Raw genomic sequence first — 20,894 nt, forward strand, 5'->3', positions numbered from 1 at the left:
TCCCTCGGGAGGATACGCGATGACAAAACCGGCGCATTTCGTGGTTGTAGGCGGCGGTACAGCGGGGTGGATTGCCGCCTTCATTATTCAGGACAGTGTCCGTCGCAAGGGTATCGCTGCCAGAATTTCGGTGGTGGAATCGTCCAAAATCCCCACCGTCGGGGTGGGTGAGGCAACCACGGCCGCCTTCAGGGTACTGCTCAAGCAATTTGGCATCGATGAGTTCGAATTTTTCCGAAAGACCGATGCGTCATTCAAGTTAGGCATCCGCCATCAGGACTGGCGTCGCAAGGGCCATACCTATTATGGGCCGATTGATGATCCCCACCAGGTGGTGCAGCCGCCACCAGGGGCGCCTTCGGACTATCTCAATGTCTATGCCGTCGCTGCCGGCCGCGCCGTGCAGGAAATGCACATGTTCCAGCCATTGCTGGAGCAGAAAAAGGCGCCCTATGCGCGCAAGGCCGACGGCTCGCTGATCCCGCTGGGGCCATTTCACCACGCATTCCATTTCGATCAGGTGCTGGTGGGCAAGTTCTTTGCCTCAAAATCAAAGGGTGTCGAGATCGTCGACGCAACCGTTGCCGGCGTCGAGCGCGATGGCGAAACCGGGGACATTACGGCGCTTGTGCTGGACGACAACTCTCGTCTGCATGGCGATTTTTTCATTGATGCAACGGGCTTTCGCAAGCAGATCATCGGCAAGGAACTCGCGGCGCCCTGGAAATCCTATGCCCATGAATTGCCGGTCAATCGGGCGATGCCGTTCTGGCTGGATGTCAAACCCGGCCAAGAGCTGCCCAATTATACCCTGGCCTGGGCGCAAAGCGCGGGGTGGATGTGGCAAATTCCGACGCGGACACGGTTTGGCTGTGGCTATGTCTATTCCGACGAATTCTCCACGCCTGAGCAGGCCAAGCAAGAGGTCGAGCGCGTGCTCGGTCGTGAAATTGACGTGCGCGGCGATATCGAGTTTCAGATCGGCCGGTTGGAAAACGCCTGGATCAGCAATTGCCTTGCGGTCGGGTTGAGTTCGAGCTTTCTCGAACCCCTCGAATCCACCTCGATCCATGGCACGATCGTGCAAATGATGCTGTTCGCGCAGCACTATCTCAAAGCGCCTGCAGAGATGACCGACAAGGATCGAAGTGACTATAATGGCCGCGTTGGCCGGCAAGTCGATGACTTCCGGACCTTCGTCAATACTCATTACGTTACCGAGCGCGACGACACGCCGTTCTGGCGCGAAGTGCAGGCCAATCGCATTCATCCCGAAGCCCGACATCGTCTGGCCCGCTGGCAACAGGAAATGCCGCGCGCAGAACATTTTGCGGGCTATCTCGGGGGCCTGCCGCACATCGAAACCCAGCTTTACTATCCGGTGCTGAACGGCCTTGGCCTGCTCGACCAGGCAGTGGCGCGGCGGGAAATGGAGCGAGATCCAAAACTGCGCCGCTTTGCCCAGGAGACCTTTGAGAGCCTGGTCAGGGAATATCGCGCTGCCGCCGACCAGGCGCTGGGGCATGCCGAATTTCTGCAACTGGTGCAGGAGATGGGGTGAGCCCCCAAGCGACAACCCCGATGCTTGGGCACCGGGGTTGTCGCTGGCAGCAGGGGAGGAGATTGCGCCGCTGTTAAGCGACGCGCTGCTTGCGAGAGCCTCGCGTCCATTCCGGCAACCAGGTGCCGTGGGCTTCGATCAGATCATCAACGACGTTCCAGATCTGCTCCAGATCAAGCTCGGCCGCGGTGTGTGGGTCCATCATGGCGGCGTGATAGATGTGCTCGCGGTTCTCTTCCATCATGGCGCGCACCGTCAGCTCCTGCACATTGATATTGGTGCGCATCAGCGCCGTCAGCTGGGGCGGCAGCTCGCCGATATAGGTGGGCTGGATGCCGTTATCGTCGACCAGGCACGGTACTTCCACCGCGGCATTGTTGGGCAGGCTGGTGATCACACCATTATTGCGCAGATTGCCGTAGATCACCGATGGCTCGCCCGTCCAGACCGAGTTGACGATGGAGGAGGCATATTCCCTGGACTGGGCCACTTCGATCCGGTCGGCCTTGCGATAGTCCTCGGAGGTCTTCTTCCAGTTGGCGATCTGCTCGACGCAGCGCTTGGGGTATTCGTCGAGCGGAATGCCGAATTTCTCGATCAGGTCCTCGCGCCCTTCCTTGATGAAATAGGGCGTGTATTCGGCAAAGTGCTCGCTGCTTTCGGTGACGAAGTAGCCCAGCCGCTTGAGCATTTCGTAGCGCACCTTGTTGGGGCAGCGCGGATTCCAGGTCGGCTTGGGGGCACGGCCTTCGGCATAGGCGCGGTGCAGCTCGGGATAGAGGTCCTTGTAGGAGCCGTCGGCCTGGCGGTGCTCGAATTTGAGATAGAAGGCCATGTGGTTGATGCCGGCCGAACGATAGCGGATGTCCTCGTACGGGATGTCGAGGTCATGGGCCAGTTCCATGGCCGTGCCCTGCACCGAGTGGCACAGGCCGACCTGCTTGATGGTGGGGTATTTTTCGGCAATGGCCCAGGTGTTGATGGCCATCGGGTTGACGTATTGCAGCATGATCGCATCGGGCGCGACCTGCAGCATGTCCTCGCAGATGCTCCACAGATGCGGCACGGTACGCAGGCCGCGCATGATACCGCCAACGCCCAGTGTGTCGGCGATGGTCTGGCGCAGGTTGTACTTTTTGGGCACCTCGAAATCGATCACGGTCGATGGCTCATAGCCGCCGATCTGGAAGCACACGACGACGAAATTGGTGCCGTCGAGCGCCTGGCGCTGGTCGGAAAAAGTCTCGACCTTTGCGGATACGCCCAGAGTGGCGATCAGCTTTTTGGCAATGATTTCGCTCTCTTCGAGCCGTGTGGGGTTGATGTCCATCAAACGGACGGTGGCGCCCCCTAATGCGGGGCGCTGCAGGATATCACCGACGATGTTCTTCATGAACACCGCCGAACCGGCGCCGATAAATGTGATCTTTGGATTGGCCATTTGGAATGCTCCGAGCGTTAGGCGGCAATGTCGAATGCGGCGCGGACAAGCCGGGCTGCATATTCGGTTTGAGGGTTTGTGAGAACGTCGGCCACGGGCCCCTGTTCGACAATTTTGCCATGCTGCATCACCATGACGCGATGGCAGAGGGCACGAACAACTTTGAGGTCGTGGCTAATGAAGAGATAGCTCAGGCCCTTTTCGTCCTGCAACTTGCGCAGCAGATCGATGATCTGGGCCTGGACCGAGAGGTCAAGCGCCGAGGTGGGCTCGTCGAGCAGGATGAATTCGGGCTCCAGCGCAATGGCGCGGGCAATGGCGATGCGCTGGCGCTGGCCACCGGAGAACTCATGGGGAAAGCGATTGAGGATGGTGTCGGGCATGCCGGCATCAATCAGGGCCTGGCGCACCCGGTCGCCGCGTTCGGCACGGTTGACCCCGATCTGGTTGACGATCAGACCTTCCTCGATGATCTGGCGGATCGACATGCGCGGATTGAGGCTGGAAAACGGGTCCTGGAAGACGATCTGCATGCGGGACCGCAAGGGCCGCATGGCGTTGCGGTCCTTGTCGTGGATCGGCTCGCCATCAAAGAATATCTGCCCCCCCTGATTGCCGATCAGCCGGATCAGCGCCTGGCCGAAGGTGGTCTTGCCAGACCCCGATTCCCCCACAATGCCCAGTGTCTCGTTGCGCATCAGTTTGATGTCGAGATTGTCGACGGCATTGAGCTCGAAGAAATCAGGCTTGAAGAAGCCGCCGCGCTTCAGCGTGAAGCTGACCTTGACTTCCTTGCCCTCCAGCACCGTTTCATGGGCGCCTTCACCCAGCGGCAAAGCGGTGCCCTTGGGCTCGGATGCCAGCAGGTGTTTGGTATAGGCGTGCTGGGGATCGGCAAACAGCGCCTCGGTGGCGTTGTGCTCCTGCACCCGGCCGTTCTGCATCACATAGACATATTCTGAGAACTGGCGGACGATGGTCAGGTCATGGGTGATCAGGATCACCGCCATGCCGTATTTGTCCTTGAGGTCCTTGATCAGGTTGAGGATCTGGGCCTGTACCGTGACGTCGAGCGCGGTGGTCGGCTCGTCGGCGATCAGCACGTCGGGGCGGTTGGCCAGGGCCATGGCGATCATCACGCGCTGGCGCTGGCCGCCGGAGAGTTGGTGCGGATAGTTGTTCAGCCGCGCCCGGGGCTCGGGGATCTGCACTTCCTCGAGCAGCGCTTCTGACTTGGTCATGGCCTCCTTGCGGCTCATGCGGTTGTGCAGGTGCAGCACCTCGCAAAGCTGCTGGCCGATGGTATAGACCGGGTTGAGGGAGCTCATCGGCTCCTGGAAGATCATCGCCACATCGTTGCCGCGCAGCTTGCGCATGTCGCGGTCGCCCATGGTGACGATATTCTTGCCTGACAGAGTGATCTGCGTCTCCGGCAGGATGGTTGCCCGCTTGGTCAAAAGCCTCATCAGCGTCCGGGCGGTCACCGATTTGCCCGAGCCGCTTTCACCCACCAGCGCGATCGTCTCGCCCTTGTGCAGCTGGAATGAGACGTCGCGCACGGCATTGACGGTGCCGCCCTCGACCTTGAAATCCACACCGATATGGCGGGCGTCGAGGATCAGTTCGCGACCATGGCTGCCCAGGTCATGGCGGGTATCGGAAACAGGCGTGTAGCTTGGTTCGTTCATGAGCCTGCTCCTCAATAGGGGTCGATGGCGTCGCGCAGACCGTCGCCCAGCGCGTTGAAGGCGAAGACGGTGACCAGCACGAAGATGACGGGACTCAGGATCCAGGGATAGGAGCCGATGACCGAAAAGGTGCCGGTATCCTGCAGCATCAGGCCCCAGGAGATCAGCGGCGGCTTAACGGCAAAGCCGAGGAAACCCAGGAAGCTTTCCAGCAGCACCACGGAGGGTATGGCCAGGGTGATCGAGACGATGATGTGGCTGAGCACATTGGGCAGGATGTGCCTTGTGATGATGCGGCTGTCGGTGGCGCCGACGGCAATGGCGGCGCGGACATAGTCGATGCGCGCCAAGGACAGGGTCTTGGAACGGACTTCCCGGCTGAGCTGGGCCCAGCCCAGTACCGCCATGACGAAGATGACGAAGCTGAGGAACACATTGGACGGCGCCGTCACCGGGATCAGCGAGGTGAGGGCCAGGTAGAGCGGCAATTGCGGGAAGGCGAGGACGAAATCGACGAAGCGCTGCACCCAGCTGTCCAGACGGCCGCCGATATAGCCAGAGGTGATGCCGACCAGGGTGCCGACGATAGTCGTCAGCGTCACCACGGCCAGAGCGATCATCAGCGAAATGCGCGAACCGATAATACCGCGCGAGAGGATGTCGCGGCCGAACTTGTCGGTCCCCAGCAGTTGGATCGGTCGACCGTCCACGGACCCAAAGAAGTGGATATTAGCCGGGATGAACCAGAACAGATAATAGCTGTGGCCGGTGACGAAAAAGCCGGTAGGCGTCGGATCATCCTTGATGAGACCGGTGAGGGGCTGGAAGGTGACGGGATCGAACTCGCCGGTATCGCCAATGGGATAAACATAGGGGATCAGGCTGAAATTGCCGTCGGGATCCTCGAAGGCAATAACGTCCGGCGGCGCGAAAGGCAGATTTGCTTGTTTGGGATCCATGGGCGCAAAAAAATCGGCGAAGACCGACACGACCAGCATCAGTACGACCAGGACCAGCCCGATCATGCCCATGGGCGAGCGCCGGAAGCGGCGCCAGACCAGCAGCGCATAGGTTTCATTGCCGCTGCCGTAGCGGGTCAGCACGGGCGATGGCGCGATATCGGCCTCTTCGGCCGGCGTCGGCATCGGACCGCTGCTGACGTCGGTTGGCAGGGGAATGGCGGAGTGGGTGTCGTTCTTGTTCATTCGCTGCCTCCGCCGAGACGGACGCGGGGGTCGAGCGCCACCAGCAGCATGTCCGAAATGATATTGCCGATGATCAGGGTGACGGCCAGCACGAGCATGAAGGTGGCGGTGACGAACACATCGCCCACACCCATGGAGCCGACAATGGCAGGGCCGACAGTGGCGAGGCCGAAGACGATGGCGACCTCGATTTCGCCGGTCAGCATATAGGGCAGCACGACACCCTGATAGGCAACCAGCGGGTGCAGCGCATTGGGGACGGCATGCTTCATGATCACCGCCGATTCAGGCAGGCCCTTGGCCCGGGCGGTCTCGACATATTGGCTGTTGAGCACATCGAGCAGATTGGCCCGCATGACGCGCATATTGTAGGCGAGGCCGCCAAAGGTCGCGATGAAGATGACCGGCCAGATGTGCTGGAGCAGGTTGACGAATTTGTCCCAGCTCCACGGCGCCCCGCCATACCTGGCCGAAAAGAACATGCCCACTTCCGAGACATTGAGCCGGAAGACGAGGAAGTACAGGATGACGATGGCCAGCAGGAAGCGGGGGATGGTCATGCCCAGAAAGGAGATGATGCCCAGCGTGGTATCGACCCAGCTGTACTGGCGGGTCGCGGCAATGATGCCCAGGCCAATGCCCAGCACCGAGGCCAGGATATGGCAGGTCAGCGCCAGGGCGATGGTCGCAGGCAGGCGCTCGGCGACGACATTGCCGACCGGCTTGTTGTAATAGAGCGAATGGCCAAAATCAAAGCGCGTGACGATGCCGGTAATCCAGCGGAAATACTGCACCACCATGGGATCGTTGAGCCCATTGGCTTCGCGGTAGCGCTCGGCCTGGATGTCGGCCTGCTCAAAGGTGGCGCCGCCCTGGTTGACGGCCATGGCGCGGATATAGTCGCCATAGTCGCCCGGTGGCGCCTGGATGATGGCGAAGGTCACGACGCTAAGCAGGATCAGCAGGGGGATGGCGCCCAGGACGCGCAAGGTCAGAAATCGGAGCATGGGCCGCAAGCCTTTCGATTCGTGGGCAGGGGGATGGCTCCCCCTGCCAGGGTTCATGCCGGCTTCAGGTCACATGGGACCGGCTGAGCCGGGTGCGCCGGGCAGCATCTCTGGATGCAGCTCGAAGTCGCCCTGGGCGTCGGCGGGCACGAAGACACGCTCGCGGATGATGTTGTCCTCGGCCCAGTTGAACATGAAGATCGGCGCGCCTTCAGGGATGTTGGCGAAGCGCTTGTTGACGATCAGCGCGCCCGGATATTGCGTCAGACCGACGGAATAAACGTTCTCGGTGAAGATGCGTTGATATTGCTTCATCAGGTCGGCCCGTTCGGCATTGTCGCTGGTGGCGATGAAGGCGTTGACGGTATCGACCAGCTCCTGCTCAAACGGCAGCAGATCGACAGTGCCATCCGTACCGGCCTTGTGGAACGGGTGGGTCCGGGGACCCGTCGGGGCCAGCATCGTCGTGCCCTGAACCACCGAGACCATCTCGGCGCCCTGGCGTTCCACAGCCCAGTCAAACTGACCGGATTGAGACTTGTCGTCACGGGCCGTGCCCGCCTGGAAGCTGGCGATCACGCGGATGCCTAGTGGCTCCATCTGGGCAATGACACCTTCGGCCAGATTGGTATCGGTGCCGTAGTCGGTATTGGCGAGCAGGGTGATTTCGACGTCACCGCCGCCATCGGGCAGGTTGCGGATGCCATTGCCGTCGGTATCGGCGAGGCCGAGCCCGTCGAGCAGGGTGTTGGCGGCTTCGAGGTCGTGTGGATAGTGCACGGTCGAGGCCTTGTCGTAATAGGTCGTGCCGGCATAGAGGCCGCCGGGATAGATGGCGGTGAACGGACCGCGGACGAGCGACTCGCCGAGGCGCTGCCGATCGATGGCGATCGAGATAGCCTTGCGGAAGTCGAGGTTACGGTTGAGTTCGCGGATGGCCTGCTCGCGGGCATCGGGTTCACCCCAGCCATTGGCCGAGAGGTTCATGCGCAGGGCATAGCCGATGGTGCGGGCGCCGAACTGCAGGCGGGCCGGAGCGGTCTCTTCTGCCGAGCGGCGCAATGCTTCGACATAGCTTTCGGCCTGCTCGAGGTTGGAGAAGTCGCCCGAACCGGCGACGGCCTGCACGTCACGATCGGCCCAGGTGCTGAGGCGATAGTGCAGCTCGTTGAGATAGGGCAGCTGATTGCCGGCCTCGTCGACCTTCCAGTAGTAGGGATTGCGGCGCATGGCGATAATGTCGTCCGGGCGGTATTCCACGGGGACCCAGGCGCCCATTACCGGCATGTTCATGAATTCGGGCGGAAAGGCATTCTTGTAGTCGTCATAGCTGTTGTCGGCGTTGTATTTGGGATGCTCGGGCTTGAGGATATGGCTCGGTCCCGGGCAGAACGAGTCATAGGCCATGGCGTAGAGGTATTGGGTGGGGAACGCTTCCTTGAAGGTCCACTTGATGGTGTAGGCGTCGATCGCTTCAAGCGTGGTGTCCACGCCGAAGCGCTCCGGCGTACCGGTTCCTGAGGGTACGGCGCTGACATTGGAGTCCTGGACGTTGTCCTCCCAGTAGAACATCACGTCCTCGGAATCGAAGGGGTCGCCGTCTGACCATTTGGCGCCTTCGATCAGGTGCATGGTGAGTTCATGGCCGTCTTCCGACCATTCCCAGCTTTTGGCCAGATTGGGCATGGGCTCGAGCTCATCGGCCTTGACCATGAAGAGCGGGCCCGTGCGTGTGAGGCATTCAGACAAGCCGATATCGATGCGCCCCAGCCCTGCGACTGGCCGCCGATATAATTCCAGCCTTCGGGCCGGCCGCCGATGACGTGGCGCAGGGTGTCGCCATAGACACCCATGCCGTCGGGCATGTTGGCGGTCTTGAAAACCAGCGGTTCCTCGGGCAGGCGCTCGGCCACGGGCGGCAAGGTGCCGGCATCGACATATTTCGAGGTGACCCAATCGGGCTCGTGATATTCCGGCAGCGCCTTGTATTCCATGATCTCGGAAATGCTGACGAAGTTCGGCTCGCTCTGCGCGGCGAATGCGGGCGGATCGGGCAGTTCGCCCGTCAGTTCCTGAGCCTGCACCGCCAGCAGCGATACGCCCAGCATCAAACCAGCCCCACCAAGGGCCATTGCGTGCTTTCTCATAAAACCTCCCATGGCAGCGGTTGGCATTGATTGCCCGCGCCGGCCACTCCCTGCCGACTTCTTCCCGTGCTCAGACCACAAGCGTACGCCTTGCCAGCGGTGAAACAATCCGGAATAGTAGAGACTTGTTCCGGTTTCCTAAGAACTCTAAGGATAAGCATGACTGCGGAAAATGCGTCAGGTACGCCAACAAGGCGTGAACCAGCGCCGCGCCCCACGCCGCGACCTGATCGCAACTTCTATTCTTCGGGCAAGGCGTTTGGGCGCTTTGGCATGCGTTCGTTCACGCCACAGATCATGCCTTATGCCCATACCCATGGGCATATCGAGTTCAACTGGCTGACCCAGGGCAGAATGGATTACGACTTTGACGGCGGGCCAGTTTCGGTCGAAGCGGGACGTCTGGTTGCATTCTGGGCTGGTATTCCTCACCAGACGATTGGCTTGAGCCCTGACAGTGCCCAAGGTCGCCAACTCAACATCTATCTGCCTATGGACGCCTTTCTGGAGATGCCCCAGCTGGGGCGTCTGACAGAGATACTGATGGGAGGAGGGGTCATACAGCTCAATTCAGATTGTATCGGTCTTGAAACGCTGGACCGCTGGCATCAGGACTACCGCAGCGGCAATGTCCTGCGCACCGAGATCGTGCGCGCCGAGATCGCGACCATGTTCCGGCGTGCTGCCATCACCGGCTGGGACACCCTCTTGCCTGCCTGGGTGGAAGGCACGGGCGCTCGTACCCGGACAGGTTCCCCGGTGCGCTATGTTGTGCGCATGGTGCGCCATATCGTAGAGAACATCACCGATCCGCTCAGCGCCCAAAGCATCGCCGAGGTGGTTGGGCTCCACCCCAACTACGCCATCAACCTGTTCACCAAGGTGATGCATATCTCGGTGCAGAAATTCGTCACACGCATGCGACTGATCCGGGCGCGTTCGCTGTTGTTCGATGGCAGCTTGTCGGTCGCCAATGTCTCGTTCCAGGCTGGCTTTGTCAGCCAGACCCAGTTCTACGAGCATTTCCGCAAAGCCTACGGTATGACACCGACCCAAATGCGCAAGGATACGATCGCCTGATCTGAAACCTCACTCGACAACCCAACCCGTCCACAGCACCAACTGTTTTCGTTGTCGGGAACGCCATGACTGAAATGCCAGAAGTAGTGCGCCCATTCAGTCAGCGCGAAAAAATCCGTCAGCCGATTGGACGGCCGAAAAGGGGCGCGTTGCGGACGATGTCAGTGCAGATTTCGATTAACAGAGGCGGGCAAGAATATAGTCGGGCCTGACAGTGCTTCTTGTGTCCAGCGGGACGCCGGTTTCCATGAAGACCGACCTCACTCCAGCGCGCTGGCTGGCGAGTATATCGGTATCGAGCTTGTCGCCCAGCATGATTGAGCTCTCCGCGGCGATGCCCATTCGCTTGATCGCCGACTGGATGATTTCTGGCTCCGGCTTGCCCAGAAAGATCGGTGCCACGCCAGATGAGACGGCTATGGAATGCGCGATGGCGCCTGCGCCGGGCTCGAAGCCGTCCGCAAGGGGACGAATGAGATCGGGATTGGTGCCGATCAGCCTGGCGCCGCCCAGAATATTGCCCAACGCCGTTGTCATCATCGAATAGTCGAAGTTGCGATCGAGGGCGACAAGCACCGCCGCGGCACCCATGTCCACCAGGCGAAAGCCAAGGTTGCGGACACGCTCCTTGAGCGACTGCGAGCCAATCACATAGACGCCGTCGCCCGGCGAGAACTGACCTTGCAGATACTGCAGCGCCACGTCTCCCGACGTGACCACCTGCTCCGCGCCACAGTCGATGCCCAATCCACGGATCTTCTCGGCAAAGACTTCGGCGGATTTCTCGGCATTGTTGGTGACAAAACAATAGGGAATTCCCGTCGCCTGCCAGCGGTTGAAGCGGTCTACCGCGCCTGGCACGGCTTCTTCGCCGCGATAGACCACACCATCGAGATCGGAAAGCACGGCGGCAAAGCTGAGCTCGTCGATCGAACCGAGCCGTTGGGGGAGGGGAGCAGTCATAGGTCTTTGTTTCCGAGGTTGGGGTCGAGCATGTCGCGCAGCCAGTCGCCGACCAGGCTGATGGCGAGGGTGGTCAAAAAGATGACCGCGCCGGCCGGAATTCCCATCCACCAGGCTGTCGTCAGGTAGTTGCGCCCCTCGCCGAGCATCAGGCCAAGGCTGGTGCCGGGCGGCTGGACGCCGAGGCCCAGGAAGGACAGCGAGGTTTCAAGCAGAATGATCTCCGGGAAATTGAGGGTGATCTGCACCATGATGACGCCGAGCATATTGGGCAAGACATGGCGGATGTAGATCTTTGCCGGATGCACACCCAGCGTACGGATGGCGAAGGCATAGCCCTGGCCATTGGTGGAGAGCACGAGGCCACGGGCAATGCGCGCATAGCCATCCCAGCCGAACAGCCCGATAAGGACGATCAGCAGGAGGAAATTGTTGCCGAAAAAGGCCAGCACGGCCAGAGCGACGATCAGGAAGGGGACTGAGGCCTGGAAATCCACCAGCATCATGATGATGTCATCGACCCAGCCGCGGAAATGGGCGGCGACGATACCCAGCGCAGTGCCCACCGTGGCGCCGATCACCGTCGCCATGATGGCGATCAGAATGCTGGTGCGCATGGCATAGATGACCCGGCTGAATACATCGCGCCCTAGATCATCGGTACCGAAGAGGTTCTGGGCCGGCCCGCCCATCAAGGCTGGCGGCTTGAGGCGGGTGAGCAGGCTCTGCTCGGCAAAGCCGAAAGGGGCGAGGAATTCGGCAAACAGGGCAGCGATGACAACCAGGGCCAGCCAGCCGAGGCAAAGGCCGATCACTACGGGGGGACGCGCTTTCCAAATCCGGGTCAGCCAGCTGTGGCGGCGCAGCTGTCCAGCAACTGGCGATAGGTCGAGGCTGCTCATGCGGTTGCCTTCTTGTTGTGCAGCTCTATGCGCGGATCAAGCCAGCCATAGGCGAGGTCCACGGTAAGATTGACCACGACCATGGTGAGGGCGATCAACAGGACCACGGCCTGGACCACGGCCAGATCGCGCTGGTTGACCGAATTGACCAGCAGCATGCCGACGCCGGGCCAGGCAAACACCGTCTCGATGGTGACGGCTCCGCCGATCAGGCCGCCAATGCGCATGCCGACGACGGTCACCACGGGAATGGCGGCATTGGGCAGCGCGTGGCGCAGCACGCGCCGATCATGGGGAATGCCCTTGGCCTTTGCGGTCCGCATGAAGGGCTGGTGCAGGACGTCCAGCATGGACGAGCGGGTGAAGCGGGCCACCGTGGCCGCCGTTGCCGTGGCCAGCGTCAGGGCAGGCATCAGCAGATGCCAGAAACTCCCGGTGCCGGAGCTCGGCAGCCAGCGTAAGGTCATAGAGAAGATGAGGATCAGGATGATGCCGAGAAAAAAATTTGGCACACTCTGGCCAAAAATGGTGAAGGACATAGCGGCGTGGTCTATCCACTTGCCGCGGTGCAGGGCCGCCAGGATGCCGGCGGGAATGCCCAGCAACAGGGTGACCAGCAGGGCGGTGATGCCCAGTTGCAGGGTCACCGGGATACGTTCCATAACCACCTGCAGGGCTGGTCTACCGTCGCGGAAACTGTCGCCGAAGTCGCCCTGCACAATAGCCGAGAGATAGGTGACATACTGCTCGATTAAGGAACCATCGAGCCCCCAGCGCGTACGGAAGGCGGCAATCGACTCGGGCGAGGCTTCATCCGAAAGCATCATCTGTGCCGGGTCGCCTGAGGCCCGCAGCACGATGAAGACGAAGGTCACCGCCAGCAGCAGTGTCATCGCCCCGCGCAGGAGCTTGGTGAGGAGGAATTGCAGACTCACTTGCGCCACGCTCCCGTTCCCGCCGTCCAGCCGCAGTCGACAATGGTTTTGCCCTCGATCACCCACTGGCGAAGATATTGCTCATGCCCGTGCCGGGTCGCGCTGAGCAAACGTTGCTCCACGATCGGGGCCGTACCGAAGCGGGCATCCTCGCCGACCAGCGCCTCGACCATCGGCCGGCCCTCGCTGCCTATGGTGGAAAGGCCCATCGTGGTGAGCACGGTGGGGATGATGTCGGGCAGCCAGCAGGGCACATCCGACTTGAACGCCCGGCGATAGGCCGGGCCCTGCGCCGCCAGCACGGTTGCGAGTTCGCCGCGATTGAGTCCGCCATGCATGCCACCGCCCGGCGTGATCCAAGTTGCAAAAATGCAGCCGTCGATCTCGGGGCCCCATTGCTCGTCGCAATTGGTGGCGCGCAGGGTAAACCCGACATCGGCGCCCCGTGCGTGGTCATTGCGCACTGCCGACCAGGGCAGGGCGCCGCCAATTGCCTCGCCCTGGGTATCGGAGGCAAACACCAAGCCGCAAAAATCCTGACGGACCAGCCAGTCCACGACCTCGGCCTTGCGCGCATCGGAGGCGTCGTCGAGATAGATGCCGCTGAACGAACCTATGGAGGCACGACCGAACTCGGCGGGAATGATGTCGAGCGTCTCGAGCTGGGCATGGCCGGTGATCTGGCCGTGGTCGGACATGACCACGATGTTCTCGGGGCCGTTGCCGGCCTGCCACCAGGCGAGGATACGGCCAAAGTTCTCGTCGGCCATGCGCTGAGCGGCTTCGGTCTCGACGCCGGTGACGCCGAACTTGTGTGAACTCGTATCCGGCTCGTTCATCCAGAACACGCAGAAATCAGGATTATGGCGGGGATAGATAACCTCCATCAGCGCCTGCGTCGCATAGGTCACGCGTGCACTATTGGGCGCAGCAGCAGGGGGAATTTCGCCAAGCTGTGCAAGGACGGCCGCATGGAGGTCGGGCGTTGAAACCGGCATGCCATGGACCGAGAAGACCGGCTGGCCAAGGGCATGAGCGCTTGAGTTCATCATGCGCGAAGCGCCCTTGGTGGCGGTGCTGACCACAGCCATGGTCCGGCCGGCCGCAGCCATGCGCTCGCCCATGGTCTGGCAATCGAGCAATTGCCCGGCCTGGGCCGCAAGCTCGAGGTCCTCCCATTCGGAGGTGCGGAACAGGTCGTCGGGCCGCACGGCATGAATGAACTGGTTGGCGACGACGCCATGGGCACCAGGCGGGGAGCCCGCCATGGTCGAGGTGACGGCCACCCGGGTTTCGCTCGGAAATATCGAGCGTGAATTGAGAAAGTCACTGCCCTCGTCCATGAACGAGAAAAGATTGGGCATGAGCTCGGCCGAGACGCGATCGCGCCGCAGCCCGTCAAAGGTCACGAGAAGTGTTGAGCCGGTGCTCATGCTGCAGTCTCCAAAATCGAGCTGGTCGATGCGACATCGTTGACGAGGACGCCGCTGACTCCGGCAGAAATCAGGGCGGCGAGGTTTTGCGGGGCGGTGTAGCCCGTTTCATGGGTAGTGCCGCTGCCACCCGCTGTGACCCAGACTTCGGCGCCTAGGGCCTGTAGCTGGGCCACGCGATCGCTGGAGACGTCGCGCTCCCAGAGCCGGATGAGACTGGCGCCGGTGCTGAAAAACACCTCGGCCTGGTCAGGATCGGGGATGAAGCCAAGAATGCCGGTCTCTGCCTTTGTGGCGAAAAACCTCACCGCGTCGAGCGTATGGCAGCCAGCGATGACCAGCAGGCGCTGAGGCGCCGGCACGGTCTCCTCGATCGCCTTCCAGATGGCCTCGAGGGCAGGCGGTGTTTCGTCCTTTATGTCGAGCAATATGGCATGGTTGTCGCTGGCATGGCGCAGAAAGTCTGCCAGTTCCACGATGCGTCCGCCCGCTGCATTTCTCAGCCCGAGCAGTTCGTCGAGCGGCAGGTCCTCGGGTCGCTGGGGGCGGTCGAAGAGCCGGCGCAGATCGGCGTCATGGGCGCAGATGCAGAAGCCGTCCTGCGAAAGGCGAATATCGCCTTCGATGGCATAAGCGCCATTGTCGAAGGCCGCCGACCAGCCTTCGGGCGTGTTCTCGGGAAAGCTGGCACTGTCGCCGCGATGTGCGATGATTTTCATAACTAGGCCTGGATGGGAGAAGGGGAGCTGGCAGCCGCCAGAGGGGCGAAGGCGTTCATGTCGCGCTCCCGTCGCTGACGCGGGCTGTCCGCCGGAATGGCTGCGAGTAGTCGGCGCGTGTAATCATGCTGGGGGTTTTCGAAGAGCGTCCGGGAGTCGCCGATTTCGAGCAGCTGGCCGGCATGCATGACGCCGACCCGGTGGCTGATGTGGCGGACCACGGAAAGGTCGTGCGAGATGAACATGAGCGACAGATTGAGCCGTTCACGCAGCTCCAGCATCATGTTGATGATCTGCGCCTGTACGGAAACGTCGAGCGCGCTGACCGCCTCATCGCAGATGACGAGGCGAGGCTTGAGCACCAGGGCGCGGGCAATCACGGCGCGTTGCAGCTGGCCGCCGGACAATTGGTGCGGCAGTCGATTGCTCATGGTCCCGAGCCCCACAAGAGCCAGCATGGCCTGGGCCTTGTCATCGGCCTCCGATGCGGCAAGGGCCTCATGCGTGGTGAGCGCCTCGCGCACCTGTGCAAGGATGGTCCAGCGCGGATCGACGACGGCGGCCGGATTCTGGAACACCACTTGCACATCGCGGCGCTGACGGCGCCAGTCGGGCGAACCCACCTTGGCGTAGCGCTGGCCCCAGAAGCTTACCGTGCCGCTGGTCGGCGCCTCGATACCGGCGATCATCCGCCCAAGCGTCGATTTTCCACTGCCGCTTTCCCCGACGATGCCCAGGGTCTCTCCCTCGGCGATGGTGAGGCTGACGCGATCGACCGCCCGAAATTCATCTGCCTTGCCCCACAGCTTACGGCCAGACGAATAAGCCTGAACCAGATTGCTGGCGACAACGCCGCTTTCGCCGTCAGTCATGCGCCCACTCCGCTCTCGAGTCCGGAAAAGTGGCAGGCGACCGCGTGCTGGCCGTAGCGCAGCAGGGGCGGATCGACCTGGCAGCGTTCGCTGGCCATGGCGCAGCGTGGGGCAAAATTGCAACCGATGGGGCGGGCGGAAGGCGCGGGTACGGTGCCGCCGATGGCGTCGAGCGGCGTGCCCGGCTGGCGGCCAAAGCCAATGCGGCTGCCCATGAGGGCGCGGGTATAGGGATGACGCGGATTTTCGAAAAGCGCGTCGACCGAGGATGCTTCGACCACGCGGCCGGCATACATGACCGCAACGTGATCGGCGATCTCGGCCACGACACCGAGGTCATGGGTGACCAGCACGATCCCAAGGCCGAGTTCCACCTGCAGATCGCGCAACAGCCGCAGGATCTGGGCCTGGATGGTCACGTCGAGGGCGGTGGTCGGCTCGTCGGCGATGAGCAGTTTGGGCTTGCAGGCCAGTGCCATGGCGATCATGACGCGCTGGCACATGCCGCCCGAGAGCTGGTGCGGATAGTAACTCTTGTTGCGCGCGACATTGGGGATGCCGACCTGGTCAAGCAGTTCCACCACGCGCCGATCGACGGTGGCACCGCGCAGCGGCGTATGCTCGACAATGGCTTCGGCAATCTGGGCGCCGACGCGCTGCACCGGATTGAGCGAGACCATGGGGTTCTGGAAGATCATGGCGACGTCGCTGCCGCGCAGATTGTTGAGCACGCTTTCCGGCGCACCGACGGTTTCGGTGCCGAAGAGCCTGATCGAGCCGCCAAGGGAGAGATTATCATCGAGCAAGCCGAGCATGGACATGCAGGTGAGGCTTTTGCCACAGCCGCTTTCGCCCACGAGGCAAAGCGTTTCGCCCGGCCGCACGGAGAGGCTCACGTCCTCGACCAGCGCATTGGAGCCGGCGTGGACGCTGAGGCGCGACACTTCAAGGAGAGGAGCGGCGCCGATGGTGCCCGGAAGCGGCGAGGAGGCGGCAATTGCGCCGCCTCCTTTGGCGTTGGAGAGCCTGACCATCAATCGTTGAAGCTGAGGTTATAGGGACGCAGGTCCATGTAGTAGAAAGTGTAAGGCTGCCAGTTGATGTCCTTGGACACGCCATAGGTTTCGAGCGGCTGGTAGAGGATGGTGCCGGGGGCATCCTTTTCCCAGATTTCGAGCATTTCGAAGGCTGCTGGCTGGCGGACTTCCAGATCGACATTGCTCTCGATGATGCGGCCCAGTTCGTTGAAGCGCTTGAGGTTTTCCGTGCCGGCCCAATTGCCGGCGCCGCGCTGCGGACCGCCAAACGGACCCCAGAGGTTCCACAGACCACCGACCGGATCGGGATAGCGGGTGGAATTGGACCAGGTGCGGACCTGCAGGTTAGCCATGTCGAGACCTGTGTAGTTTTCGACGACGTTGAGCTCGACATTGAGGCCAACGGCCTTCCACATCTCGACGATGGCCTGGGCGGCCGGCAGGGCGTTCAGATAGTAGTTTGGCTGGGTGGTGTAACGGATGAGGCCGCCATCATAGCCGGCTTCGGCCAGCAGCTCCTTGGCGCGCTCGGGGTTATACTCAAGACCCTTGTGGTCCGGATTATACATGTCGCCGAATTCGGGATACTGATGTCCATTGGGCACCACGGCCTGGCCGCCCCACAGGGCTTCGTTGAGCAGGTCACGGTCGATGGCCAGGTTCATCGCCTGCCGGACGCGGGCATCGCCGATCACCGGATCCTGCGTCCCATAGGCCAGGACATGCGAATTGGCGAGCACCACCGAGCGGGTCTCGATATCGTCATAGCCATTGATCTGCGGGATCTGATCCGGCGCCACATTGGTGATGATGTCGAACTCGCCCGAGACCAGACCGGCGACACGCGTCGAGGGCTCCGGAATCTCGCGGAAGGTGACGGTCGCTGTCGTCGGCACGCCGCCAAAATAGTCGTCAAAGGCAACCAGACGGATGGATTCGTCTGCCTTGTATTCATCGAGCATGAAGGGGCCGGTGCCGACGGGAAACATCGGGATGCCGCCATCGGTAGCGGCCTTTGCTTCCCAGTCCGCCTTGTTGACGATCCACGAGGCCCAGGAGGACAGGCGATGCTCAAGCAGCGGATCGGGTGCCTTGGTGATGAAGTGCACGGTGTGTGCGTCGATCGCCTTGACCTCGGCCAGGACCGAGAAATAGGCAGGCCCTTCCGTCAGGACGGCATTTTCGCCGCTGAGACGGTCAGGCGAGAACGTGAAGACGACGTCTTCGGCGGTGAGCGGCGCGCCATTGTGGAAGGTCACGTCGTCACGCAGCTTGACCTCAAGGGTTAGGTCGTCGATGCGGGTCCACTCGGTGGCAAGGCTGGGGACCAGCGTTGAGCCGCCGCCGCCCTCGGCCGACAGAAAGTCGCGACGGATCAGCGTATCGAAGACGCTGTAGTTGACGCGCGTGCCGACGTTGGAAAGTTCCTTGCCGGGCTCGAGCGTTGCCGGCAGGTCAGCCACGCCGACGACGAGGTCGGGGCGTTCCTGCGCCATCGCAAGCGATGACGTGGCCGCGAGCAGCAGGAGCGCTGCTGCTTTCAGAAAGGTCTTTAGGAGAAATGTGGAAGTGGTCATTGAACGGCCCCGCAGCGGATGGATTGGCCGGGTAGCTAAGGCAATGGTCTGACAGTTGGACGACAGCGACATGTCAGTTTTGCAAAAATCCAAACTGCATCCTGGCAGGACTTTGGGAAGCACCTCCTGTGGTAGAGCCTTGCAGCAGTGGTTTCTGGCAATTCGTGGCGCGCACGAAAGCGCCAGAACCTGGCGTCAGCGGATGCTGAAAACCCAACGACCCGGTTCTGGCACTACTTCAGGTAGGTGCTGGTACACGATCGAACCTAGATGGTGTTGTGACACGGCCACGCCAAATGCAGATGGCCGCTTTCAGGGACTGACGGTCAGACGGAAACGACCGGAATGGTGAAGGGTTTGAGATGCCTCTTGGCGTCGCAAAGCCACCCATGCAGGAAGCCGCGGTCCGCATGCGCTGCGCTATGGGGATTTCCGATTTGGTGTCATCGGGTGGGTGCCAAGAGCTTAGGGATTGGGCGTGGCGAGCCCGCCATGTTGATGTCGTCCGGGCTGCATTCGAGCGTCGGCAGTGGCGGTGTTGACGAGATCGGCGGGCATAACGCCGGTCACTGCGGTGCTGGGCGCGAACCATCCCGTCGGCCCACGAGGTAGCGCGGCCGTATGAACAAGCAGGTCATGCCGGGTCATGGATGTTCTCCCGGTTTGGCTGTCGCGCTGCAGGCGGTGCGCGCGGCCTGCAGCCCCGGGCGAAGGTCTCGATGATCACCATAGTGCCGCCACAGCACGGGCATGGTGGCCGCGGATCGGCGGGTTCCTGAGTTATCCCGGCGTCGTCCGGCGCCGGTGCGACCGCAAGCAACTCACGGGCCTGCACGATGCAGGCCTTGCGGGCCGAGCTGGCGAGCAGGCCGTAGTGCCGGATGCGGTGGAAGCCGCGCGGCAGAACGTGGATCAGGAAGCGGCGTATGAACTCATTGGCGGCCAGGGTCATGATCTGCTGCCTGTTGTCGCCGCTGCGGCGATAGTCCTTGTAGCGGAAGATGACCTCGCTGCCGTCGAACTGGAGAAGGCGGCTGTTCGAGATCGCGACCCGATGGGTATAGCGCGAGAGATAGGCCAGCACCGCCTCTGGCCCGGCAAAGGGCGCCTTGGCATAAACGACCCAGCGCTTCTTGCGGATCGGCGCGAGGTGACGCTGGAAGGTGCGGCGATCGCTGAGCCCTGCCAACTTGCCGAAGAAGGCCAGCTGTCCGGCATGGTGGAGCTCCACCAGCCGGGTCAGGAACAATCGCCGGAACAATGCGCCGAGCACCCGCACCGGCAGCAGGAAGGCCGGCCGCGACGATATCCAACGTCCATCCGGCGTAATCCCGCCACCTGGCACGATCATGTGTATATGCGGGTGGTGGGTCATGGCCGACCCCCAGCTGTGCAGCACAGCGGTGATGCCGATGCGGGCGCCCAGGTATTTTGGATCGGCCGCGATGGTCAGCATGGTCTGCGATGCCGCCTTGAACAGCAGATCATAGACCAGCGCCTTGTTATGGAAGGCGATATCGGCGCCCTCAGCCGGTAGCGTGAACACGACATGGAAGTAACCGACCGGCAGCAGGTCGGCCTCGCGCTGCTCCAGCCAGATGCGTGCGGCAGCGCCCTGGCACCGGGGACAATGCCGATTGCGGCAGCTGTTATAGGCGATGCGCTGATGCCCGCAGTCCGTGCAGGCCTCAACGTGACCGCCCAGGGCAGCGGTGCGGCAGGTCTCGATCGCCGACATGACCTTGAGTTGGTCCAGGCTCAGATGCCCGGCATGGGCGAGCCGATAGGCAGGACCAGCTGCGCGGAAGATATCGGCGACCTCGATGGCGGCGCGCACCGGTCAGGCCGGTGGTGGCTTGTCCTCCATCAGTGCCATCAACCGGTCCAAAGGACTGGCGACCGCCCGGATCGTGCGGGTCGAGACCTTGGTGTAGAGCGCGGTGGTCTCAAGCTTGCTGTGCCCGAGCAGCACCTGGATGACGCGGATATCGACGTCCTGCTCGAGCAGATGGGTGGCGAAGCTGTGCCGCAGCGTGTGCGGGCTGACCCGCTTGCGGATACCGGCGACCTCGGCCGCTTCCTGCACCGCACGATGCAGTTGCCGCGGCGAGATCGGATCGGTGCAAGAGCGGCCCGGGAACAGCCAGCCATGGGGCAGCATGACGCCCCGCCGCTTACCCTCGCGCCACCACAGCCGCAGCAGTTCCAGAAGCTGCGGCGAAAGCATGGCGTTGCGGTCCTTGCGCCCCTTGCCCTCTTCGATCCGGATCAGCATGCGGGTGCTGTCGATATCATCGACCTTGAGGTGGGCAACCTCGGAGACGCGC

The 20,894-nt window shown here is 62.0% G+C and carries 16 protein-coding genes and 1 pseudogene; 2 read left to right on the top strand and 15 right to left on the bottom strand.

What is annotated here, in order from left to right:
• The first annotated feature begins 19 nt into the window (after positions 1 to 19).
• On the top strand, positions 20 to 1,561 hold the full coding sequence (locus ABFY71_RS14930; protein ID WP_347946783.1) for a tryptophan halogenase family protein: 1,542 nt from the start codon (positions 20 to 22) through the stop codon (positions 1,559 to 1,561).
• Positions 1,562 to 1,634: 73 nt separating this feature from the next.
• Here ABFY71_RS14930 and melA read toward each other — a convergent pair whose 3' ends face one another.
• The 5 genes and pseudogenes from melA to ABFY71_RS14955 form a co-directional block, all read right to left on the bottom strand.
• Entirely contained in the window at positions 1,635 to 3,002 is a 1,368-nt protein-coding gene (gene melA / locus ABFY71_RS14935) for an alpha-glucosidase/alpha-galactosidase (protein ID WP_347946784.1), read from the bottom strand.
• 17 nt (positions 3,003 to 3,019) lie between these two features.
• Positions 3,020 to 4,690, bottom strand: a complete 1,671-nt coding sequence (locus ABFY71_RS14940; RefSeq protein WP_347946785.1) for an ABC transporter ATP-binding protein — start codon at positions 4,688 to 4,690, stop codon at positions 3,020 to 3,022.
• 11 nt (positions 4,691 to 4,701) lie between these two features.
• The gene (locus ABFY71_RS14945) at positions 4,702 to 5,835 is read right to left on the bottom strand and encodes an ABC transporter permease (protein ID WP_347946800.1); all 1,134 of its coding nucleotides are present in this window, start codon (positions 5,833 to 5,835) and stop codon (positions 4,702 to 4,704) included.
• 56 nt (positions 5,836 to 5,891) lie between these two features.
• The gene (locus tag ABFY71_RS14950) at positions 5,892 to 6,902 is read right to left on the bottom strand and encodes an ABC transporter permease (protein WP_347946786.1); all 1,011 of its coding nucleotides are present in this window, start codon (positions 6,900 to 6,902) and stop codon (positions 5,892 to 5,894) included.
• Between the two features lie 69 nt (positions 6,903 to 6,971).
• Positions 6,972 to 9,049 (bottom strand): annotated as a pseudogene (locus ABFY71_RS14955) (ABC transporter substrate-binding protein).
• A 159-nt stretch (positions 9,050 to 9,208) separates the two neighbouring features.
• Between ABFY71_RS14955 and ABFY71_RS14960 the strand changes: the two are divergent.
• Positions 9,209 to 10,129 (top strand): helix-turn-helix domain-containing protein, encoded by a 921-nt coding sequence (locus ABFY71_RS14960; RefSeq protein ID WP_347946787.1) that lies wholly within the window; start codon positions 9,209 to 9,211, stop codon positions 10,127 to 10,129.
• Positions 10,130 to 10,306: 177 nt separating this feature from the next.
• On the opposite strand, the gene ABFY71_RS14965 is transcribed toward ABFY71_RS14960, so the two are convergent.
• From ABFY71_RS14965 to ABFY71_RS15010, 10 genes are all read right to left on the bottom strand, one after another.
• On the bottom strand, positions 10,307 to 11,092 hold the full coding sequence (locus ABFY71_RS14965) for an HAD-IIA family hydrolase (RefSeq protein ID WP_347946788.1): 786 nt from the start codon (positions 11,090 to 11,092) through the stop codon (positions 10,307 to 10,309).
• Positions 11,089 to 11,994, bottom strand: coding sequence for an ABC transporter permease (locus tag ABFY71_RS14970; RefSeq protein WP_347946789.1), 906 nt, complete (start codon positions 11,992 to 11,994; stop codon positions 11,089 to 11,091). Before ABFY71_RS14970 ends, ABFY71_RS14965 begins: the two co-directional genes overlap by 4 nt.
• Entirely contained in the window at positions 11,991 to 12,929 is a 939-nt protein-coding gene (locus ABFY71_RS14975) for an ABC transporter permease (RefSeq protein ID WP_347946801.1), read from the bottom strand. The genes ABFY71_RS14970 and ABFY71_RS14975 overlap by 4 nt, the downstream gene beginning before the upstream one ends.
• Complete coding sequence (locus ABFY71_RS14980; protein WP_347946790.1) at positions 12,926 to 14,362, bottom strand: alkaline phosphatase family protein; 1,437 nt, start codon at positions 14,360 to 14,362, stop codon at positions 12,926 to 12,928. Before ABFY71_RS14980 ends, ABFY71_RS14975 begins: the two co-directional genes overlap by 4 nt.
• Positions 14,359 to 15,081 (bottom strand): glycerophosphodiester phosphodiesterase, encoded by a 723-nt coding sequence (locus tag ABFY71_RS14985; RefSeq protein WP_347946791.1) that lies wholly within the window; start codon positions 15,079 to 15,081, stop codon positions 14,359 to 14,361. Before ABFY71_RS14985 ends, ABFY71_RS14980 begins: the two co-directional genes overlap by 4 nt.
• Before the next feature lie 2 nt (positions 15,082 to 15,083).
• Positions 15,084 to 15,953, bottom strand: a complete 870-nt coding sequence (locus ABFY71_RS14990; protein WP_347946792.1) for an ATP-binding cassette domain-containing protein — start codon at positions 15,951 to 15,953, stop codon at positions 15,084 to 15,086.
• Positions 15,950 to 16,987, bottom strand: coding sequence for an ABC transporter ATP-binding protein (locus tag ABFY71_RS14995; protein WP_347946793.1), 1,038 nt, complete (start codon positions 16,985 to 16,987; stop codon positions 15,950 to 15,952). Before ABFY71_RS14995 ends, ABFY71_RS14990 begins: the two co-directional genes overlap by 4 nt.
• Positions 16,987 to 18,567, bottom strand: a complete 1,581-nt coding sequence (locus ABFY71_RS15000) for an ABC transporter substrate-binding protein (protein WP_347946794.1) — start codon at positions 18,565 to 18,567, stop codon at positions 16,987 to 16,989. Before ABFY71_RS15000 ends, ABFY71_RS14995 begins: the two co-directional genes overlap by 1 nt.
• 634 nt (positions 18,568 to 19,201) lie before the next feature.
• Positions 19,202 to 20,404, bottom strand: coding sequence for an IS91 family transposase (locus ABFY71_RS15005; protein WP_347946795.1), 1,203 nt, complete (start codon positions 20,402 to 20,404; stop codon positions 19,202 to 19,204).
• A gap of 3 nt (positions 20,405 to 20,407) precedes the next feature.
• Positions 20,408 to 20,894, bottom strand: a 487-nt coding sequence (locus ABFY71_RS15010) for a tyrosine-type recombinase/integrase (RefSeq protein ID WP_347946796.1), incomplete at its 5' end; no start/stop codon positions are given.

Source organism: Devosia alba (assembly GCF_039938915.1).
Lineage (GTDB): Bacteria > Pseudomonadota > Alphaproteobacteria > Rhizobiales > Devosiaceae > Devosia > Devosia alba.